This window comes from Streptomyces sp. NRRL S-337, assembly GCF_000720175.1.
Taxonomy (GTDB): domain Bacteria; phylum Actinomycetota; class Actinomycetes; order Streptomycetales; family Streptomycetaceae; genus Streptomyces; species Streptomyces siderophoricus.
Genome location: NZ_JOIX01000009.1, coordinates 1 through 14,974 on the forward strand (window position 1 = coordinate 1; position 14,974 = coordinate 14,974).

Annotated in this window: 16 protein-coding genes and 1 pseudogene; 8 read left to right on the forward strand and 9 right to left on the reverse strand. The window is 72.0% G+C overall.

Features of this window, described 5'->3' with window-relative positions; translation table 11 throughout:
* Window positions 1-34: 34 nt before the first annotated feature.
* Entirely contained in the window at window positions 35-1,336 is a 1,302-nt protein-coding gene (locus IG62_RS0109360) for a DUF6986 family protein (protein WP_030799728.1), read from the reverse strand.
* 201 nt (window positions 1,337-1,537) lie between these two features.
* Here IG62_RS0109360 and IG62_RS44385 point away from each other — a divergent pair.
* Window positions 1,538-1,786, forward strand: a pseudogene (locus IG62_RS44385) (DUF664 domain-containing protein); the annotation flags it as partial.
* Between the two features lie 73 nt (window positions 1,787-1,859).
* Window positions 1,860-2,174 carry a putative quinol monooxygenase gene (locus IG62_RS0109365; protein ID WP_030799732.1) on the forward strand — a complete coding sequence of 105 codons (315 nt, stop codon included), beginning with the start codon at window positions 1,860-1,862 and terminating at the stop codon, window positions 2,172-2,174.
* A 111-nt stretch (window positions 2,175-2,285) separates the two neighbouring features.
* Here the strand turns inward: IG62_RS0109365 and IG62_RS0109370 are convergent, their stop codons facing one another.
* The 4 genes from IG62_RS0109370 to IG62_RS0109385 all read right to left on the reverse strand — a co-directional run bounded on the left by IG62_RS0109370 (window position 2,286) and on the right by IG62_RS0109385 (window position 5,459).
* Window positions 2,286-3,248: an electron transfer flavoprotein subunit alpha/FixB family protein gene (locus IG62_RS0109370; protein WP_030413215.1), complete on the reverse strand. Its 963-nt coding sequence runs from the start codon at window positions 3,246-3,248 to the stop codon at window positions 2,286-2,288.
* Between the two features lie 49 nt (window positions 3,249-3,297).
* Entirely contained in the window at window positions 3,298-4,083 is a 786-nt protein-coding gene (locus IG62_RS0109375) for an electron transfer flavoprotein subunit beta/FixA family protein (RefSeq protein ID WP_078871898.1), read from the reverse strand.
* A 224-nt stretch (window positions 4,084-4,307) separates the two neighbouring features.
* A complete protein-coding gene (locus IG62_RS0109380) occupies window positions 4,308-4,814 on the reverse strand; it encodes a flavin reductase family protein (RefSeq protein ID WP_030799736.1) in 507 nt (168 codons plus the stop codon).
* 225 nt (window positions 4,815-5,039) lie between these two features.
* On the reverse strand, window positions 5,040-5,459 hold the full coding sequence (locus IG62_RS0109385; RefSeq protein WP_030799740.1) for a thioredoxin family protein: 420 nt from the start codon (window positions 5,457-5,459) through the stop codon (window positions 5,040-5,042).
* Between the two features lie 75 nt (window positions 5,460-5,534).
* Here IG62_RS0109385 and IG62_RS0109390 point away from each other — a divergent pair, with 75 nt between their 5' ends.
* Complete coding sequence (locus IG62_RS0109390) at window positions 5,535-5,963, forward strand: DUF4395 domain-containing protein (protein WP_030799742.1); 429 nt, start codon at window positions 5,535-5,537, stop codon at window positions 5,961-5,963.
* A 159-nt stretch (window positions 5,964-6,122) separates the two neighbouring features.
* Window positions 6,123-6,833: a lysophospholipid acyltransferase family protein gene (locus IG62_RS0109395; protein ID WP_030799745.1), complete on the forward strand. Its 711-nt coding sequence runs from the start codon at window positions 6,123-6,125 to the stop codon at window positions 6,831-6,833.
* Between the two features lie 40 nt (window positions 6,834-6,873).
* Here IG62_RS0109395 and IG62_RS0109400 read toward each other — a convergent pair whose 3' ends face one another.
* The 4 genes from IG62_RS0109400 to IG62_RS0109415 all read right to left on the reverse strand — a co-directional run bounded on the left by IG62_RS0109400 (window position 6,874) and on the right by IG62_RS0109415 (window position 11,082).
* On the reverse strand, window positions 6,874-7,572 hold the full coding sequence (locus tag IG62_RS0109400; RefSeq protein ID WP_030799748.1) for a B3/4 domain-containing protein: 699 nt from the start codon (window positions 7,570-7,572) through the stop codon (window positions 6,874-6,876).
* Window positions 7,573-7,796: 224 nt separating this feature from the next.
* Window positions 7,797-8,867, reverse strand: coding sequence for a threonine aldolase family protein (locus IG62_RS0109405; RefSeq protein WP_420711055.1), 1,071 nt, complete (start codon window positions 8,865-8,867; stop codon window positions 7,797-7,799).
* Window positions 8,864-9,625, reverse strand: a complete 762-nt coding sequence (locus tag IG62_RS0109410; RefSeq protein ID WP_030799752.1) for an SDR family NAD(P)-dependent oxidoreductase — start codon at window positions 9,623-9,625, stop codon at window positions 8,864-8,866. Before IG62_RS0109410 ends, IG62_RS0109405 begins: the two co-directional genes overlap by 4 nt.
* A gap of 59 nt (window positions 9,626-9,684) precedes the next feature.
* A complete protein-coding gene (locus IG62_RS0109415) occupies window positions 9,685-11,082 on the reverse strand; it encodes a DUF6421 family protein (protein WP_078871899.1) in 1,398 nt (465 codons plus the stop codon).
* A 487-nt stretch (window positions 11,083-11,569) separates the two neighbouring features.
* On the opposite strand from IG62_RS0109415, the gene IG62_RS0109420 reads away from it, so the two are divergent.
* The 4 genes from IG62_RS0109420 (at window position 11,570) to IG62_RS0109435 (ending at window position 14,957) form a co-directional block, all read left to right on the forward strand.
* Window positions 11,570-12,253, forward strand: a complete 684-nt coding sequence (locus tag IG62_RS0109420) for a glycerophosphodiester phosphodiesterase (RefSeq protein WP_030799756.1) — start codon at window positions 11,570-11,572, stop codon at window positions 12,251-12,253.
* A 114-nt stretch (window positions 12,254-12,367) separates the two neighbouring features.
* On the forward strand, window positions 12,368-13,249 hold the full coding sequence (locus IG62_RS0109425; RefSeq protein ID WP_030799760.1) for an ABC transporter substrate-binding protein: 882 nt from the start codon (window positions 12,368-12,370) through the stop codon (window positions 13,247-13,249).
* Complete coding sequence (locus IG62_RS0109430) at window positions 13,246-14,151, forward strand: amino acid ABC transporter permease (protein ID WP_078871900.1); 906 nt, start codon at window positions 13,246-13,248, stop codon at window positions 14,149-14,151. Before IG62_RS0109425 ends, IG62_RS0109430 begins: the two co-directional genes overlap by 4 nt.
* On the forward strand, window positions 14,148-14,957 hold the full coding sequence (locus IG62_RS0109435) for an amino acid ABC transporter ATP-binding protein (protein WP_030799766.1): 810 nt from the start codon (window positions 14,148-14,150) through the stop codon (window positions 14,955-14,957). Before IG62_RS0109430 ends, IG62_RS0109435 begins: the two co-directional genes overlap by 4 nt.
* The last annotated feature ends 17 nt before the right edge of the window (window positions 14,958-14,974 follow it).

Genomic DNA, 14,974 nt, shown 5'->3' on the forward strand with positions numbered 1-14,974 from the left:
GGGGGTGGGTTCGGGGGTGGGGGGATGGACCCGTCTACCCCGCCCGCCCCGCCAGCGAGTCGAGGTCCGCGCGCGTCAGGCCCGTGAGGCGGGCGACCTCGGCCGTGTCGACGGCGCCGCAGTCGAGGCCGCGGAGGAGGTAGCCGCTGAGGGCCTTGGCGGTGGCGGGTTCGTCCATGACGTCGCCGCCCGCCTTGGCCACGTACGCCGCGAGCCGGGCCGCGGCCTGTTCGAGGCCCTCGCGGTAGAAGGCGTAGACGGCCGCGTAACGGGTCGGGAGGTGGGCCGGGTGCATGTCCCAGCCCTGGTAGTACGCGCGGGCCAGCGAGCGGCGTACGAGGCCGTGGTGGAGCCGCCAGGCGTTGTGCACCTGAGCCGTCGGGCCGACGGGCAGGACGTTCGTCGAGCCGTCGGACAGCCGCACCCCGGTGCCCGCGGCGGCGACCTGTATCACGGCCTTGGCATGGTCGGCCACCGGGTGGTCGAGGGACTGGTGGGCGGCGCTGACACCGCAGGAGGCGCTGTAGTCGAAGGTGCCGTAGTGGAGGGAGGTGGCGCGGCCCTCGGCGGCCTCGATCATCCGGGCGACGGTGGCCCGGCCGTCGGCGCCCAGGATGGCCTGGGTGGTCTCGATCTGGATCTCGAAACCGATCCGGCCGCTCTCCAGACCGTGCGCCTTCTCGAACGCCTCCAGCAGCCGCACCATGGCGGTGACCTGCTCGGCGTAGGTCACCTTGGGGAGCGTGAGGACCAGGCCGTCGGGCAGTCCGCCGGCCGCCATCAGGCCGGTGAGGAAGATGTCGAGGGTGCGGATGCCGCGGTCGCGGACGGCGGCCTCCATGCACTTCATCCGGATGCCCATGTACGGGGCGGCGGTGCGTCCCCCGGCCTCCGGCTGGGAGGTGCGCCCACGGCAGGCGGCCGCGACCAGGGCCGCGGCGCGGGCCGCGGCCTCGTCCTCCTCGGCGTCCGGGCGCGGGCCGTAGCCGTCCTCGAAGTCGATCCGCAGGTCCTCGACGGGCTCGCGGGTCAGCTTGGCGCGGACGCGGTCGTGGACGTCGGTGGCGAGCTCGTCCGGGATGTCCAGTACGGCGGCGAGGGCGGCGGCGTCGGGGGCGTGCTCGTCCAGGGCGGCGAGTGCCTGGTCGCCCCAGGAGCGCACGGTATCGGCGGCGAAGACGTCGCCGGGCACGTAGACCGTGTGCACCGGCTGGCGGGTGCCGGGGTCACCGGGGTAGCGCCGGGCCAGATCCGCGTCCACCTGGGCGAGTGCGGCGCCGATCCCCTCGCGTACGGTGTCCGCGAGGCTCGTCGCCACGGTCTCCTGCTGCCCCATTCGTTACCCTCCCGACGCTTACGCCCGATGCTGCCGCCGGGCGTTTTCCGCTTAACGGAATCAACAATCCGTAGAGCGAAGTTAACCGGGGAGATTGCCGAGGTCAACACCCCGCCGCGGGAGGCGGTGCAGGTCACGGCCGCCGGCACCGGCCCGGGAAACTCCATGGCGCCCGCCGCGCCTCGCCATCGGACTCGCGGCCTGACGTGGACCGCACCCTCCATCCGGCGCGGAGCCGTCCCGGCCGCGGCCGGCGAGCGGGAGATGCTGCGGGGCCGGCTCGACTTCCCTCGCGACACCCTCCTCGCCAAGTGCACCGGGTTCACCGGCGAACAGCTCGCCGAGGCGGCAAACCCGCCGTCCACCCTCACCCTGCTCGGCCTGGTGCGCCACCTGACCGACGTCGAACGCGCCTGGTTCCGCCAGCGCTTCCTCGGCGAGCGGATCCCGGAACCCGCTCTCCAAGATCACTTACGATCACTCACCAGTGACCACACCCGTCCGCAGCACCCCAGGAGGCCCCGTGCCCGTCGTTGTCGCCACCATCCGGACCAAGCCAGGCCGCCGCGAGGACGTCCTCGCCGCGTTCCGGCGGCACACCCCGGCCGTGCACGCCGAGCCGGGCTGTCTGCTCTACGCGGTGCACGCCGGTGAGGACCGGGTCACCGTCATCGAGAACTGGGCCGACCAGGCGTCCCTGGACGCCCACTCGGCCGGCCCGGCCCTGGCGGCCCTGGGCGCGGAGATCGCCGAGGCGCTGGCCGCACCGCTGGACGTGGCCGTCGTCGAGCCGGTGCCGTACGGGGAGCCCGGCAAGGACCGGCTGCCGAACACCTGACGCCGGGGCCCCGTCGGGGCCGGGGCAGCACGAGGCCCCGTACGCACCGCGCGTACGGGGCCTCGTGCGGTTCTGCCGGAGACGGCGGCGCCCGGAAGGCGTCCGAGAGGCTCAGCCCTTGCGGGTCTTGACCTCTTCGGTGAGGGCCGGGACGACGTCGAAGAGGTCGCCGACCACGCCGTAGTCGACCAGGTCGAAGATCGGCGCCTCGGCGTCCTTGTTGATGGCGACGATGGTCTTCGAGGTCTGCATACCGGCGCGGTGCTGGATCGCGCCGGAGATGCCCGCCGCGATGTACAGCTGCGGCGAGACGGACTTACCGGTCTGGCCGACCTGGTTGGTGTGCGGGTACCAGCCGGCGTCCACCGCGGCGCGCGAGGCACCGACGGCCGCGCCGAGCGAGTCGGCGAGCGCCTCGATGACCGGGAAGTTCTCGGCGCCGTTGACGCCGCGGCCGCCGGAGACCACGATCGCGGCCTCGGTCAGCTCCGGGCGGCCGGTCGACTCGCGCGGGGTGCGCGAGACGATCTTGGTGCCCTTGGAGGAGTCGGCGACGGTCACCGCGAGCGGCTCGACCGTACCGGCGGCCGGCGCGGCCTCCGGGGCGGCGGAGTTGGGCTTGACGGTGATGACCGGGGTGCCCTTGGAGACACGGGACTTGGTGGTGTACGAGGCCGCGAAGACGGACTGCGTGGCCACCGGGCCCTCGTCGCCGGCCTCCAGGTCGACGGCGTCGGTGATGATGCCGGAGCCGATGCGCACCGCGAGGCGGGCGCCGATCTCCTTGCCCTCCGCGGAGGACGGCAGCAGCACGGCGGCCGGGGAGACCGCGTCGTAGGCGGCCTGCAGCGCATCGACCTTGGGGGCGACGAGGTACTCGGCGAACTCGGGTACGTCTGCGGCCAGCACCTTCACGGCGCCGTGCTCGGCGAGGACCTTCGCAGCCTCTTCGGCGTTCGGGCCGAGGTGGACGGCCACCGGCTCGCCGATGCGGCGGGCCAGGGTGAGCAGTTCGAGGGTGGGCTTGCGGACGGCGCCGTCCACGTGGTCGACGTAGACAAGGACTTCAGCCATGGGAATGCTCTCCTGCGGGAAGAATGAGGGCGGTGGGAAGGACTGCGGCTCAGATGAACTTCTGGCCCGCGAGGAACTCGGCGAGCTGCTTGCCGCCCTCGCCCTCGTCCTTGACGATCGTGCCCGCCGTACGGGCCGGGCGCTCGGTCGCGTCCTCGACCTTGGTCCAGGCGCCGTCGAGGCCGACCTCGTCCGCGTCGATGTCCAGGTCGTCCAGGTCCAGGGACTCCACCGGCTTCTTCTTGGCGGCCATGATGCCCTTGAAGGAGGGGTAGCGCGCCTCACCGGACTGGTCGGTGACGGACACGACGGCCGGCAGCGCGGCCTCCAGCTGCTCGCTGGCGGTGTCGCCGTCCCGGCGGCCGGTGACCTTGCCGTCGGCGACGGATACCTCGGAGAGCAGGGTGACCTGAGGGACGTTCAGCCGCTCGGCGAGCAGGGCGGGCAGCACGCCCATCGTGCCGTCGGTGGAGGCCATACCGCAGACGACCAGGTCGTAACCGGTCTTCTCGATGGCCTTGGCAAGCACGAGCGAGGTGCCGAGCGCGTCGGTGCCGTGCAGGTCGTCGTCCTCGACGTGGACGGCCTTGTCGGCGCCCATGGACAGGGCCTTGCGCAGCGCGTCGTTGGCGTCCTCGGGGCCGACGGTCAGGACCGTGATCTCCGCGTCGTCGGCCGCTTCCTTGATCTGCAGGGCCTGCTCGACGGCGTACTCGTCGAGCTCCGAGAGCAGACCGTCCACGTCGTCACGGTCGACGGTCAGGTCCTCGGCGAAGTGCCGGTCGCCGGTGGCGTCGGGCACGTACTTCACACAGACAACGATCCTCAAGCTCACGCCGGCTCTCCTACCTGCTTGGTCTCTTCAGAACTGCCTCGTGTTGGCAGCATAGGCGCCTGTCGGGGCGGCTCCCGGTCGGATGCGGTTCCCCACGCCGACCGCCATATTACTCGCCAGTACATCCAGTCTCGTGCCCCGAATCAAGGCCGTCGAAATGTGACCTTCCCAACGGCCCTGATCGGGCGAAGAGCGCGGGTGAGGAGCGGGCCGCGGCGGGCCCGTCAGTCGCGCAGCGCGTTGAAGCGGCCCTGGTGGTAGAGGAGGGGGCGGCCGGGCCCCGCGGGGTCGCCGACGACGGGCTGGGCGAGCACGATGCGGTGGTCGCCGGCCGGCACCCGGGCGACGACCTTGCAGACCGTCCAGGCCAGTACGCCGTCCAGGAGCGGCACGCCCTCGGGGCCGGTGCGCCAGGAGGTGCCGGGCCCGAAGCGGTCCGCGCCGCTGCGCGCGAAGGTGGCGGCCAGGTCCGCCTGGTGCTCGCCGAGGATGTGGACGCCTATGTGGTCGGCCACCGAGACGGCCGGCCAGCTGGAGGCGCCGGTGCCGATGCCGAACGAGAGCAGCGGCGGCTCGGCGGCGACGGAGGTGAGGGAGGTGGCGGTGAAGCCCACCGGGCCGGAGCCCTGGGCGGTGATCACCGCGACGCCGGCGGCGTGCCGGCGGAAGACGGAGCGCAGGAGGTCAGGCGAGGCGGTGCGGGGCGTGCCGAGGCCGGACGAGACCGTCATGGAGTTGTCCTTCTGCTGGGGCGGACGAGCCGGGGCGGGGCCGCCGGGGCCCGTACGGCGCCCTGCGGCGGTGGTGTCGTCGTTGCTCACACGCCCGGACAGCGGGCACTGGCGGTCCGCAGAAGGTCGACGTGGGCGCGTCCGTAGAGAAGGGTTCCTGGCCGCATCACGTCAGAGTGACGATGTGTGACCCACAGCGTCAAGGGCGGCCCGGTATCTGGGAGATCAATCACGGACCGCCGCCCCGAGCGCCGCGATGACGTCGGCCTTGCGGGGCTGCCCGGAGGCGCGGCGGACGATCGTGCCGTCCGCGTCGAGCACCAGCACCGTCGGGGTGCGCAGCACGTTCAGCTTCCGTACGAGGTCGAGGTGGGCCTCGGCGTCGATCTCCACATGGGCCACCCCCTCGACCATGCCGGCGATCTCGGCGAGGGTGCGCCGGGTGGCGCGGCAGGGCTGGCAGAAGGCGCTGGAGAACTGCAGCAGGGTGGCACGCTCCCCCAGCGCCGTGCCGATCTCCGCGGCACCGAGCCGCGCCGTTTCGTCCCGCTTGCGCACCGACAGTCTCCCGTTGCGGCGTTGGTGCCATACGCCGAAGAGGCTCGCTGCCGCGAGCACCGCGAGGCACACCATGAGTCCGGTCATCGAGGAGTGCAGCGTTCACGCGACCGCAAAGATTCCCGGTGCTCCGCGCGGGCCGTTCCGGGGGAAGGTAGGGGCATGACGAGCGACGGGATCGACGACCGGATCGACGTACGCGGCCCCCGGTTCGGGGCGGCGCTGACGACCGTGGTGCTGGCGGCGGTGCTGATCAGCGGGAGCGGATGGCTGCTGGCCTGCCAGGCGCTGGTCTTCGCCGTCGGGGCGGTGGCCGGGGTCCAGCGGTCGCCCTACGCCTGGCTGTTCAAGGCGGTGGTGCGGCCGCGGCTGCCCGCGCCGACGGCGTTCGAGGACCCGGCCCCGCCGCGCTTCGCGCAGAGTGTCGGGCTGTTCTTCGCGCTGGTGGGTCTGGCCGGTTTCGCCGCGGGGGCGCAGTGGCTGGGGCTCGCGGCCACTGCGGCGGCCCTCGCGGCGGCCTTCCTCAATGCCGCTTTCGGGTACTGCCTGGGGTGCGAAATGTACCTTCTGCTGCGGCGGGTGACCGGCTGAGCCGGCCGGTACGTGACGAGGATCTCCCGGCCGGGGCGGTCGGCGCGCTGGCCGCGGCGGCCACAATCGGGCACGATCTCCCGAAAGCCGCAGTGACGACGGCGTAGGTTTCCGCCGGGAGAACCCTCCCCAGGCATGGAAAAAGGGGTCCTCCGGACAATGGCAGAGCTCGTCTACCCGCCCGTGATCGGTGCCGCGCGCACGCTGTTCAAGGCGCTCGACCTGAAGTTCGACATCGCCGGGACGGAGAACATTCCGCGCCGCGGCGGGGCGGTGCTGGTGAGCAATCACATCGGGTACCTGGACTTCGTCTTCGCGGGGCTCGCCGCGCGCCCGGCCAAGCGGCTGGTGCGGTTCATGGCGAAGGAGTCGGTGTTCCGGCACAAGGTGTCCGGACCTCTGATGCGGGCGATGAAGCACATCCCGGTGGACCGCGCGCAGGGCATGCACGCCTACAAGCACGCGCTGACGGCGCTGCGTTCGGGCGAGATCATCGGGGTCTTCCCGGAGGCGACCATCTCCGAGTCGTTCACCCTGAAGTCCTTCAAGTCGGGCGCGGCGCGGCTGGCGCAGGAGGCCGGGGTGCCGCTGTTGCCGGTGGCGCTGTGGGGCACCCAGCGGCTGTGGACCAAGGGTCACAAGCGGGACCTGGGGCGGAACCACATACCGATCACCATCCGGGTCGGCGAGCCGGTGGCGGCAGATCCCGCCGAGCCGGCGGAGAAGATCACCGACCGGCTGCGGGCCCGCGTCCAGGACCTGCTGGAGGCCGCCCAGCGCGCCTATCCGGTACGGCCCAAGGGCCCCGAGGACACCTGGTGGATCCCGGCCCACCTCGGCGGTACGGCACCGGCGGCGCCCGGCGCGTAGCGCGAGGGCACAGGGCGGGCCGGCCGGTGCCGGTCCGCCGCTATGCGGTCCGGATCCCGCCGATCTCGATCCGGGCGCCGGGGCAGCTCTTCTGAAGCGCCTCGGCCAGCTCCTCGCCCGCGGCCGCGAGGTCGTCGAGGGGCATCGGGGCCATCCGTTCCAGCAGGAACAGCGCGCTGACGGAGTCCTCGGTCAGCCGGGTCCGGACGCCCTGGCGCCAGTTCCAGCGGCGGCAGGTGACGCCCTCGTCGTCGCACCAGACCACCTCGCCGGCCTCGGGGTGCTCGATCACCCCGGCGCCGCCGGCCGCGGTCGCGAACGGCTCGTCGCCGGCCGCCCGGACGAGTCGCATACCGCCCTGGATGCGGTCCAGGTCCTCACCGCCGACGGGGACGAGGTGGGCGACGCTGATCGCGTTGTAGAGGTCCACGAGGCGGTTGATCCGCGGCAGCCCGCCGTCCGTGAGCGCGCGCCGGGCCAGCGCCTCGGCGGAGTTGCGGGTGCGCGAGGGCTTGGCGCCGAAGGCGGTGTACGCGGCGCGCCAGGCGGCGAGGTGCGGGTCCTCCTGCGGGGCGCGCCCGTCGAGGCGCCGGACCAGCCGGCGGGCGGCCTCGTCCAGCAATGCGGCGCTCGGCCCGTCGCTGGGCCCGTTCGTCAGGCCGTGGGCTTCGACGGTGAGGTGGGCGAAGCCCGGCGCCAGGGCGCGTACCTCGTCGGAGACGTACAGGGGTGTCGACATCGGGCCGTTCCTCGCAGGTCGTGGCGGTGGCTGCCGGTGGCGCGGCCGCGTCGGCGGCCATCCGGCGGCATTGCAGCACGACGGGGCAGGGTAAATCAAACCGTACTGTTGAGTTCATTGTGATGTACCGGCCGGGGCCGCCGCGAGGGTGCCGGAAATGGGCCACGCCCGGCCGGCGGTCATGTCATGACCTCCGGCCGGGCGCGGGCCCGTCGGGTGAGGCGTCAGCGGGCGATTTCCTCCCGGAGCGCGGCGAGGAAGCCGTCGACGTCCTCCTCGGTGGTGTCGAACGCGCACATCCAGCGCACATCGCCGGCCTGCTCGTCCCAGAAGTAGAAGCGGTAGCGCTTCTGGAGGCGTTCGCTCACGTCGTGCGGCAGCCGGGCGAAGACCGCGTTGGACTGCACCGGGTAGAGGATCTCCACCCCGTCGATCTGCCGGACGCCGGCCGCCAGCCGCTGCGCCATGGTGTTGGCGTGGCGGGCGTTGCGCAGCCACAGGTCCTTGGCGAGCAGCGCCTCCAACTGGACGGAGACGAAGCGCATCTTGGAGGCCAGCTGCATGGACAGCTTGCGCAGATGCTTCATCGCCCGCACCCGGTCGGGGTTGAGCACGACCACGGCCTCACCGAAGACGGCGCCGTTCTTCGTGCCGCCGTAGGAGAGGATGTCGACGCCCACGGCGTTGGTGAAGGCCCGCATGGGCACGTCCAGCGTCGCCGCGGCGTTGGCTATCCGCGAACCGTCCAGGTGGACCACCATGCCGCGCTCATGCGCGTGTTCGCAGATCGCCCGGATCTCGTCGGGGGTGTAGACCGTGCCGAGCTCCGTGCTCTGGGTGATCGAGACGACCTGCGGCATGGCGCGGTGCTCGTCCTCCCAGCCCCAGGCCTGGCGGTCGATCAGCTCGGGGGTGAGCTTGCCGTCCTCGGTGGGCACGGTGAGCAGCTTCAGCCCGCCGACCCGCTCGGGCGCCCCGCACTCGTCGACGTTGATGTGCGCCGACTCGGCGGCGATCACCGCGCCCCAGCGGTCGGTCACGGCCTGGAGGGCGACGACGTTGGCGCCGGTGCCGTTGAACACCGGGAACGCCTGCGCCCGCTGGCCGAAGTGGCTGCGGAACACCCGCTGGAGGTGCTCGGTGTAGTCGTCCTCGCCGTAGGCGATCTGGTGACCGCCGTTGGCGAGGGCGAGCGCGGCCAGCACCTCGGGGTGGGCGCCGGCGTAGTTGTCGCTGGCGAAGCCGCGGATCTGCGGATCGTGGTGCTGCCGGGCGTCGGTCTTCGCTCCGGTCACGGCTCGGGGGTCAGCCACAGACGCTGTCCATTCACTTCCTGGGCGGGCCGGTCCCAGACCCCGGCGATGGCCTCGGCCAGCTCCGAGACGTCCGTGAAGCCCGCGAACTTGGCGTTCGGTCGCTCGGCGCGCATCTGGTCGTTGACGAGCGCCTTGACGACCAGGATGGCAGCCGCGGCGCGCGGTCCCTGCTCGCCCCCCGCCTTGCGGAAGCCGTCCGCCATGGCGAGCGTCCACGCCTCGGCGGCGGCCTTGGAGGCGGCGTAGGCGGCGTTGCCCGCGGTGGGCTTGCTGGCGCCGGCCGCGCTGATCAGGAGGAAGCGGCCGTTCCCGCTGCGCTCCAGGGCGTCGTGGAAGGCGAGCGAGGTGTGCTGGACGGTGCGGATCAGGAGCCGGTGCAGGGCGTCCCAGTCGCGCAGGTCGGTCTCGGCGAACGTGGACGAGCCGCGCCAGCCGCCGACGAGGTGCACCAAGCCGTCGATGCGGCCGAATTCCTTCTCCGTGCGGTCCGCCCATTCGCGGGTCTGCTCGAGGTCCAGGAGGTCGACGGTGTCCCCGATCACCGTGGCACCGCCGTGGGCGTAGCGGGCCGCGTCCACGGCCTCGGCGAGCCGTTCGGGGTTGGCGTCCGAGCCGACCACCACGGCGCCCGCCTCGGCCAGCCGCAGCAGCGTGGCCCGGCCGGCCGGACCGGCCGCTCCCGCCACCGCGATGACCGCACCCTCCAGCGGCCCGTGACCGCCCGTCGAAGTCACCATCTCCGTCGCCTCCTCGTCCTGCTCCTGGACGGCCGTGGGCCGGTTGTCACGGTCGGTGCTCATGCCGCCGCCAGCGTGTCGCTGTGGGCGGTGATGCCCTTGGTCGAGGCGATCACGGAACGCAGCTTCTTGGCGAGCGCCTCGTAGAACATGCTCAGCGGGAATTCGTCGGGGAGCACGTCGTCCACGAGCTTGCGCGGCGGCTGGTCCAGGTCGAGGGCGTCCGGTCCCTTGGCCCAGACCGAGCCCGGGTGCGGGGCGAGATAGGTCGAGACGAGGTCGTAGGCGGCGAACCAGTGGACCAGCTTGGGCCGGTCGATGCCGTCGCGGTAGAGCTTTTCGATCTCGCCGCACAGCTCGTTGGTGACCTTGGGTGCCCGCTCCCAGTCGATGTGCAGTGTGTTGTCCGTCCAGCGTACGACGTCGTGCTTGTGCAGGTAGGCGAAGAGCAGCTGGCCGCCCAGGCCGTCGTAGTTGCGGACCCGGTCGCCGGTGACGGGGAAGCGGAACATCCGGTCGAAGATCACCGCGAACTGCACGTCACGGGCCTGGGAGTAGCCCTCGGCCTCCAGCTTCACGGCCTCCTTGAAGGCGGTGAGATCACAGCGCAGCTCCTCCAGGCCGTACATCCAGAACGGCTGGCGCTGCTTGATCATGAAGGGGTCGAACGGCAGGTCGCCGTGGCTGTGGGTGCGGTCGTGGACCATGTCCCACAGGACGAACGCCTCCTGGCAGCGCTCCTGGTCGGTGAGCATCTCGCGGATGTCCTCGGGCACTTCGAGGCCGAGCGTCTCGACGGCGGCCTCGGTGACCCGGCGGAAGCGGGCGGCCTCGCGGTCGCAGAAGATGCCGCCCCAGGTGAAGCGCGCGGGGGCCTCGCGCACCGCGATGGTCTCCGGGAAGAGGACCGCGGAGTTGGTGTCGTAGCCGGCGGTGAAGTCCTCGAAGGCGATGCCGCAGAAGAGGGGGTTGTCGTAGCGGGTCCGCTCCAGCTCGGCGAGCCAGTCGGGCCAGACCATGCGCAGCACCACGGCCTCGAAGTTGCGGTCCGGGTTGCCGTTCTGGGTGTACATGGGGAACAGCACCAGGTGCTGGAGGCCGTGGGCGCGCGCCTGTGCGGGCTGGAAGGCGAGCAGCGAGTCCAGGAAGTCCGGCACGCCGTAGCCGCCGTCGGCCCAGCGGCGCAGGTCGGCGACGAGCGCCTCGTGGTAGGCGGCGTCGTGCGGGAGCAGCGGGGCGAGCTCCCGGACGGCCGCTATCGCCCGCTCGACCTCGGCGCGCACGGCGTCGGCGGTCGGCGCGCCCTCGGCGGCGAGGTCGATCGAGCCGTCCTTGGCCTGCCAGGGGCGGATGGTCTCGACGGCGTCCTTGAGCACGGGCCACGCCGGGTGATCCACCACGCGCTCTGCGGTCGGAGTGTCTCCCGGGACACCCACAGGCGAAAGAATTTCCGTCATGACTGCCCTCCGGCGGTAGATCGTGTTGTCAGCACACGGTAACCAGCCAAGGATCGTCCGCTCAAGTGGGGGAGCCGAAAATTATCCGGCCGACACCCCACCACAACCCTCATTTTTCCTGTCGCAGCCCGCTCTCGCGACACTTACTGCCCGCAGCGGCAAGGGATTTGGCACTTTCTCCGGTTGCGGCCACTGTGGCATATGCCACACTCCCCCACCCCCGCCGGTGAACGGAGTGAGGGGTTCCGAGGCCGGCCCGGTGGGGTCGCGTCAGCGGGACGGGGGCGCGCCCACGTGTGGGTGAGGGGGGCTGGGGCCGGATATGGCGGGTACGGGTACTGGACACACCGCGGGGTCGTTCGGCAACCGGTTTCGGGGCATCCGGGCCGTTAGGCTGAGCGCCGTTTCGCACGCCGTTGCCGACGGTCGACGGTCGACACCGGCAGTGAGCCGACAGCACTACCGAGCCGACAGAAGCGAGGCAGCCTTGTCCTTTCTCACCATCGGGCACCGCGGGATCATGGGCGTCGAGCCGGAGAACACCCTGCGCTCCTTCGTACGTGCCGAGCACGAGGGCGTCGACGTCATCGAGCTCGACCTGCATCTGAGCAAGGACGGCGCGCTGGTCGTCATGCACGACGCGGACGTGGACCGGACCACCGACGGGGCCGGGCCGATCGCCGAGCGCACCCTCGCCGAGCTGCGGGAGCTGGACGCCGGCCAGGGCGAGCGGATCCCGGTGTTCGAGGAGGTCGTGGACGCGGTCAAGGCGCCGCTGCAGGCCGAGATCAAGGACGTGGCGGCCGCGCAGGCGCTGGCCGACGTCATGCGGGCGCGCGATCTGACCGGCCGGGTCGAGGTGATCTCGTTCCACGACGAGGCGCTGGCCGCCATCCGCACGCTGCTGCCCGGCGTGCGCACCGCGCTGGTCGGCAGCCGGTACGGCGCCGACGTCGTCGACCGTGCCCAGGCCGTCGGCGCGTACATGCTGTCGCTGAACATCCGCCGGCTCACGCTGGAGCTGGTCGAGCGGGCGCACGCCGCACAGCTGAAGGTCGTCGCCTGGACGGTCAACACCCACGACCAGCTCCGGCTGGCCCGCGGCCTCGGCCTGGACGGGGTGGTGACCGACCTCCCGGAGATCCGGCGAGCGGTGCGCTTCACCGCCTGACGGACCGCCGGACGGGGAAATCCGCAGTTCACAGCGGTGCAACAGGCTTCCAGCATGCGGACGTTTTCCCCGATGATCTCGACAGACGGCGGTGCGCACTGCCACTCTCCCGCCATGCGCCTCGTCAACCGCCCTCTTCGCCTGGCCACTTGCGCCGCCGCCGTACTGCTCACCGCGGCCGTCGGCTGCGCCCCGCAGGACGAGTCCCCCGGTGGCCCGCGGGCCACCGGGCAGGGCAAGCAGAGCTGCGACCGCGGCAAACTCACCACGGTGCGGGCCGGGAAGCTCACCGTCGGCACCGACAAGCCGGCCTACGCACCGTGGTTCCGGGACGACGACCCGGCCAGCGGCAAGGGCTTCGAATCGGCCGTCGCCTACGCCGTCGCCCGCCAGCTGGGCTACGGCAAGGGCGCGGTGGACTGGCAGACCGTGCCGTTCGCCAACGCCTTCGCGCCCGGCGAGAAGAAGTTCGACTTCGACATCAACCAGATCTCCATCAGCGCACAGCGCAAGCACGCGGTGGCGTTCTCCTCCGGCTACTACGACGTGCGCCAGGCGGTCATCGCGCTCAAGGGCTCCCGCGCCGCGCACGCCAGGAGCATCGCCGACCTCCGGCACGTCAAGCTCGGCGCCCAGGTCGGCAGCACCAGCCTGGACGTCGTCAACGACACCATCCACCCGGACCGGACCCCCGCGGTCTTCCAGAAGAACGACTACGCGAAGACGGCCCTGAAGAACGGCCAGGTCGACGCGATCGTCACCGACCTGCCGACGGCGTTCTACATCACCTCGGCCGAGGTCCGGGACGCCGAGGTGGTCGGCCAGTTCGCGGGCACCGGCAGCACGAAGGAGCAGTTCGGGCTGGTGCTGGACAAGGAGAGCCGGCTCACCGGGTGTGTGACGGCCGCGGTCGACGCGCTCCGGAAGAACGGCACGCTGGCCGCGCTGGAGAAGAAGTGGCTGACCGACGCCGTTGCCGTTCCGGTGCTCAAGTGACGTACGACAAGGGGTTGTTGAAGGTACCGGCGGGCAGCGGGGAGCCGGCCGGGGACGGCTATGTGCCGTCCGCGCGGCGGATCGAGCGGGAGCGGTTCAAGCGGGCCAGGGCCCGTCGTGCGACGGCGGTCGCCGCGCTGAGCACCCTGGTCACCGCCGCCGTGCTGTTCGTCGTGATCACCGGCTCCCCGGGCTGGCCGCGCACCCGGGACACCTTCTTCAGCGCCGCCTACGCCCGCAAGGCGCTGCCCCAGGTGCTGGACGGGCTGCTGCTGAACCTGCGGCTGCTGGTGGTGTGCGGGGCCGCGGTGCTGGTGCTCGGGCTGCTGCTGGCGGTGGCCCGTACGCTGCGCGGGCCGGTGTTCTTCCCGTTGCGCGCGCTGGCCACCGCGTACACCGACTTCTTCCGCGGGCTGCCGCTGATCATCTGTCTGCTGATGGTGGTGTTCGGGGTGCCGGCGCTGCGGCTGCGGGGCGTGACCACCGATCCGGTGGTGCTCGGCGGGACCGCACTGGTGCTGACGTACTCGGCGTACGTGGCCGAGGTCTTCCGGGCCGGGATCGAATCGGTGCACCCCTCCCAGCGGGCCGCGGCCCGGTCGCTGGGGCTCTCCAGCGGGCAGGCGCTGCGCTTCGTGGTGCTGCCGCAGGCCGTGCGGCGGGTGGTGCCGCCGCTGCTGAACGACCTGGTCTCGCTGCAGAAGGACACCGGTCTGGTGTCCATCGCCGGTGCGGTGGACGCGGTGTACGCCGCGCAGATCATCGCCGGCAAGGACTTCAACTTCACGCCGTACGTCGTGGCCGGGCTGGTCTTCGTCGCGCTGACGATCCCGATGACCCGCTTCACGGACTGGGTCACGGCCCGGACGGACCGCCGGCGCGCCCAGGGAGGGCTGGTATGAGCACGACGGACCGCACACCGCAGCCGGCCGCCGAGGAGACCACGGCGGCCTCGGGGGACGGCCCCGTACTGCGGCTGGAATCGGTGCGCAAGACCTACGGGCGGGACACGGTCGTGCTGCGGGACGTGGACCTGGAGGTGCCCCCGCACACCGTGACCGCGCTGATCGGCGCCTCCGGGTCGGGCAAGTCGACGCTGCTGCGCTGCGCGAACCTGCTGGAGGAGATCGACGACGGGGCGATCTTCCTGGACGGCGCGGAGATCACCGATCCGCGGGCCGACGCGGACGCGGTGCGGCGCCGGATCGGGGTGGTCTTCCAGGCGTACAACCTCTTCCCGCACATGACCGTGCTGGACAACATCACGCTGGCGCCGCGCCGGGTGCACGGGGTGCCGCGCGCCGAGGCGGAGGAGCGGGCCCGGGAGCTGCTGAACCGGCTGGGGCTCGGCGGGCGGGCCGGTGAGTATCCCGACCGGCTCAGCGGCGGCCAGCAGCAGCGGGTCGCGATCGTCCGGGCACTGGCCGGCCGGCCCCGGCTGCTACTGCTCGACGAGATCACCGCGGCGCTCGACCCGGAGCTGGTCGGCGAGGTCCTCGGCATGGTCCGCGACCTCAAGGAGGAGGGCATGACCATGGTCATCGCCACCCATGAGATGGGCTTCGCGCGGGACGTCGCCGACCAGGTGTGCTTCCTGGACGGCGGGGTGGTGCTGGAGCGCGGCGCGCCCGGGCAGGTCTTCGGGGAGCCGCGGCACGACCGCACCCGGCAGTTCCTGCAACGGATCATCCGGGCGGGGCGGCTGTAGCGCGCCCCGCGGGGACG

What these genes read in the sequence shown, in the direction of transcription:
- IG62_RS0109400 (WP_030799748.1), bottom strand. Translation starts at nt 7,572, where the DNA reads ATGTCGACACCCCTGTACGTCTCCGACGAGGTACGCGCCCTGGCGCCG.
- IG62_RS0109395 (WP_030799745.1), top strand. Translation starts at nt 6,123, where the DNA reads ATGGCAGAGCTCGTCTACCCGCCCGTGATCGGTGCCGCGCGCACGCTG.
- IG62_RS0109425 (WP_030799760.1), top strand. Translation starts at nt 12,368, where the DNA reads ATGCGCCTCGTCAACCGCCCTCTTCGCCTGGCCACTTGCGCCGCCGCC.
- IG62_RS0109415 (WP_078871899.1), bottom strand. Translation starts at nt 11,082, where the DNA reads ATGACGGAAATTCTTTCGCCTGTGGGTGTCCCGGGAGACACTCCGACC.
- IG62_RS0109380 (WP_030799736.1), bottom strand. Translation starts at nt 4,814, where the DNA reads ATGACGGTCTCGTCCGGCCTCGGCACGCCCCGCACCGCCTCGCCTGAC.
- IG62_RS0109435 (WP_030799766.1), top strand. Translation starts at nt 14,148, where the DNA reads ATGAGCACGACGGACCGCACACCGCAGCCGGCCGCCGAGGAGACCACG.
- IG62_RS0109390 (WP_030799742.1), top strand. Translation starts at nt 5,535, where the DNA reads ATGACGAGCGACGGGATCGACGACCGGATCGACGTACGCGGCCCCCGG.
- IG62_RS0109410 (WP_030799752.1), bottom strand. Translation starts at nt 9,625, where the DNA reads ATGGTGACTTCGACGGGCGGTCACGGGCCGCTGGAGGGTGCGGTCATC.
- IG62_RS0109360 (WP_030799728.1), bottom strand. Translation starts at nt 1,336, where the DNA reads ATGGGGCAGCAGGAGACCGTGGCGACGAGCCTCGCGGACACCGTACGC.
- IG62_RS0109385 (WP_030799740.1), bottom strand. Translation starts at nt 5,459, where the DNA reads ATGACCGGACTCATGGTGTGCCTCGCGGTGCTCGCGGCAGCGAGCCTC.
- IG62_RS0109370 (WP_030413215.1), bottom strand. Translation starts at nt 3,248, where the DNA reads ATGGCTGAAGTCCTTGTCTACGTCGACCACGTGGACGGCGCCGTCCGC.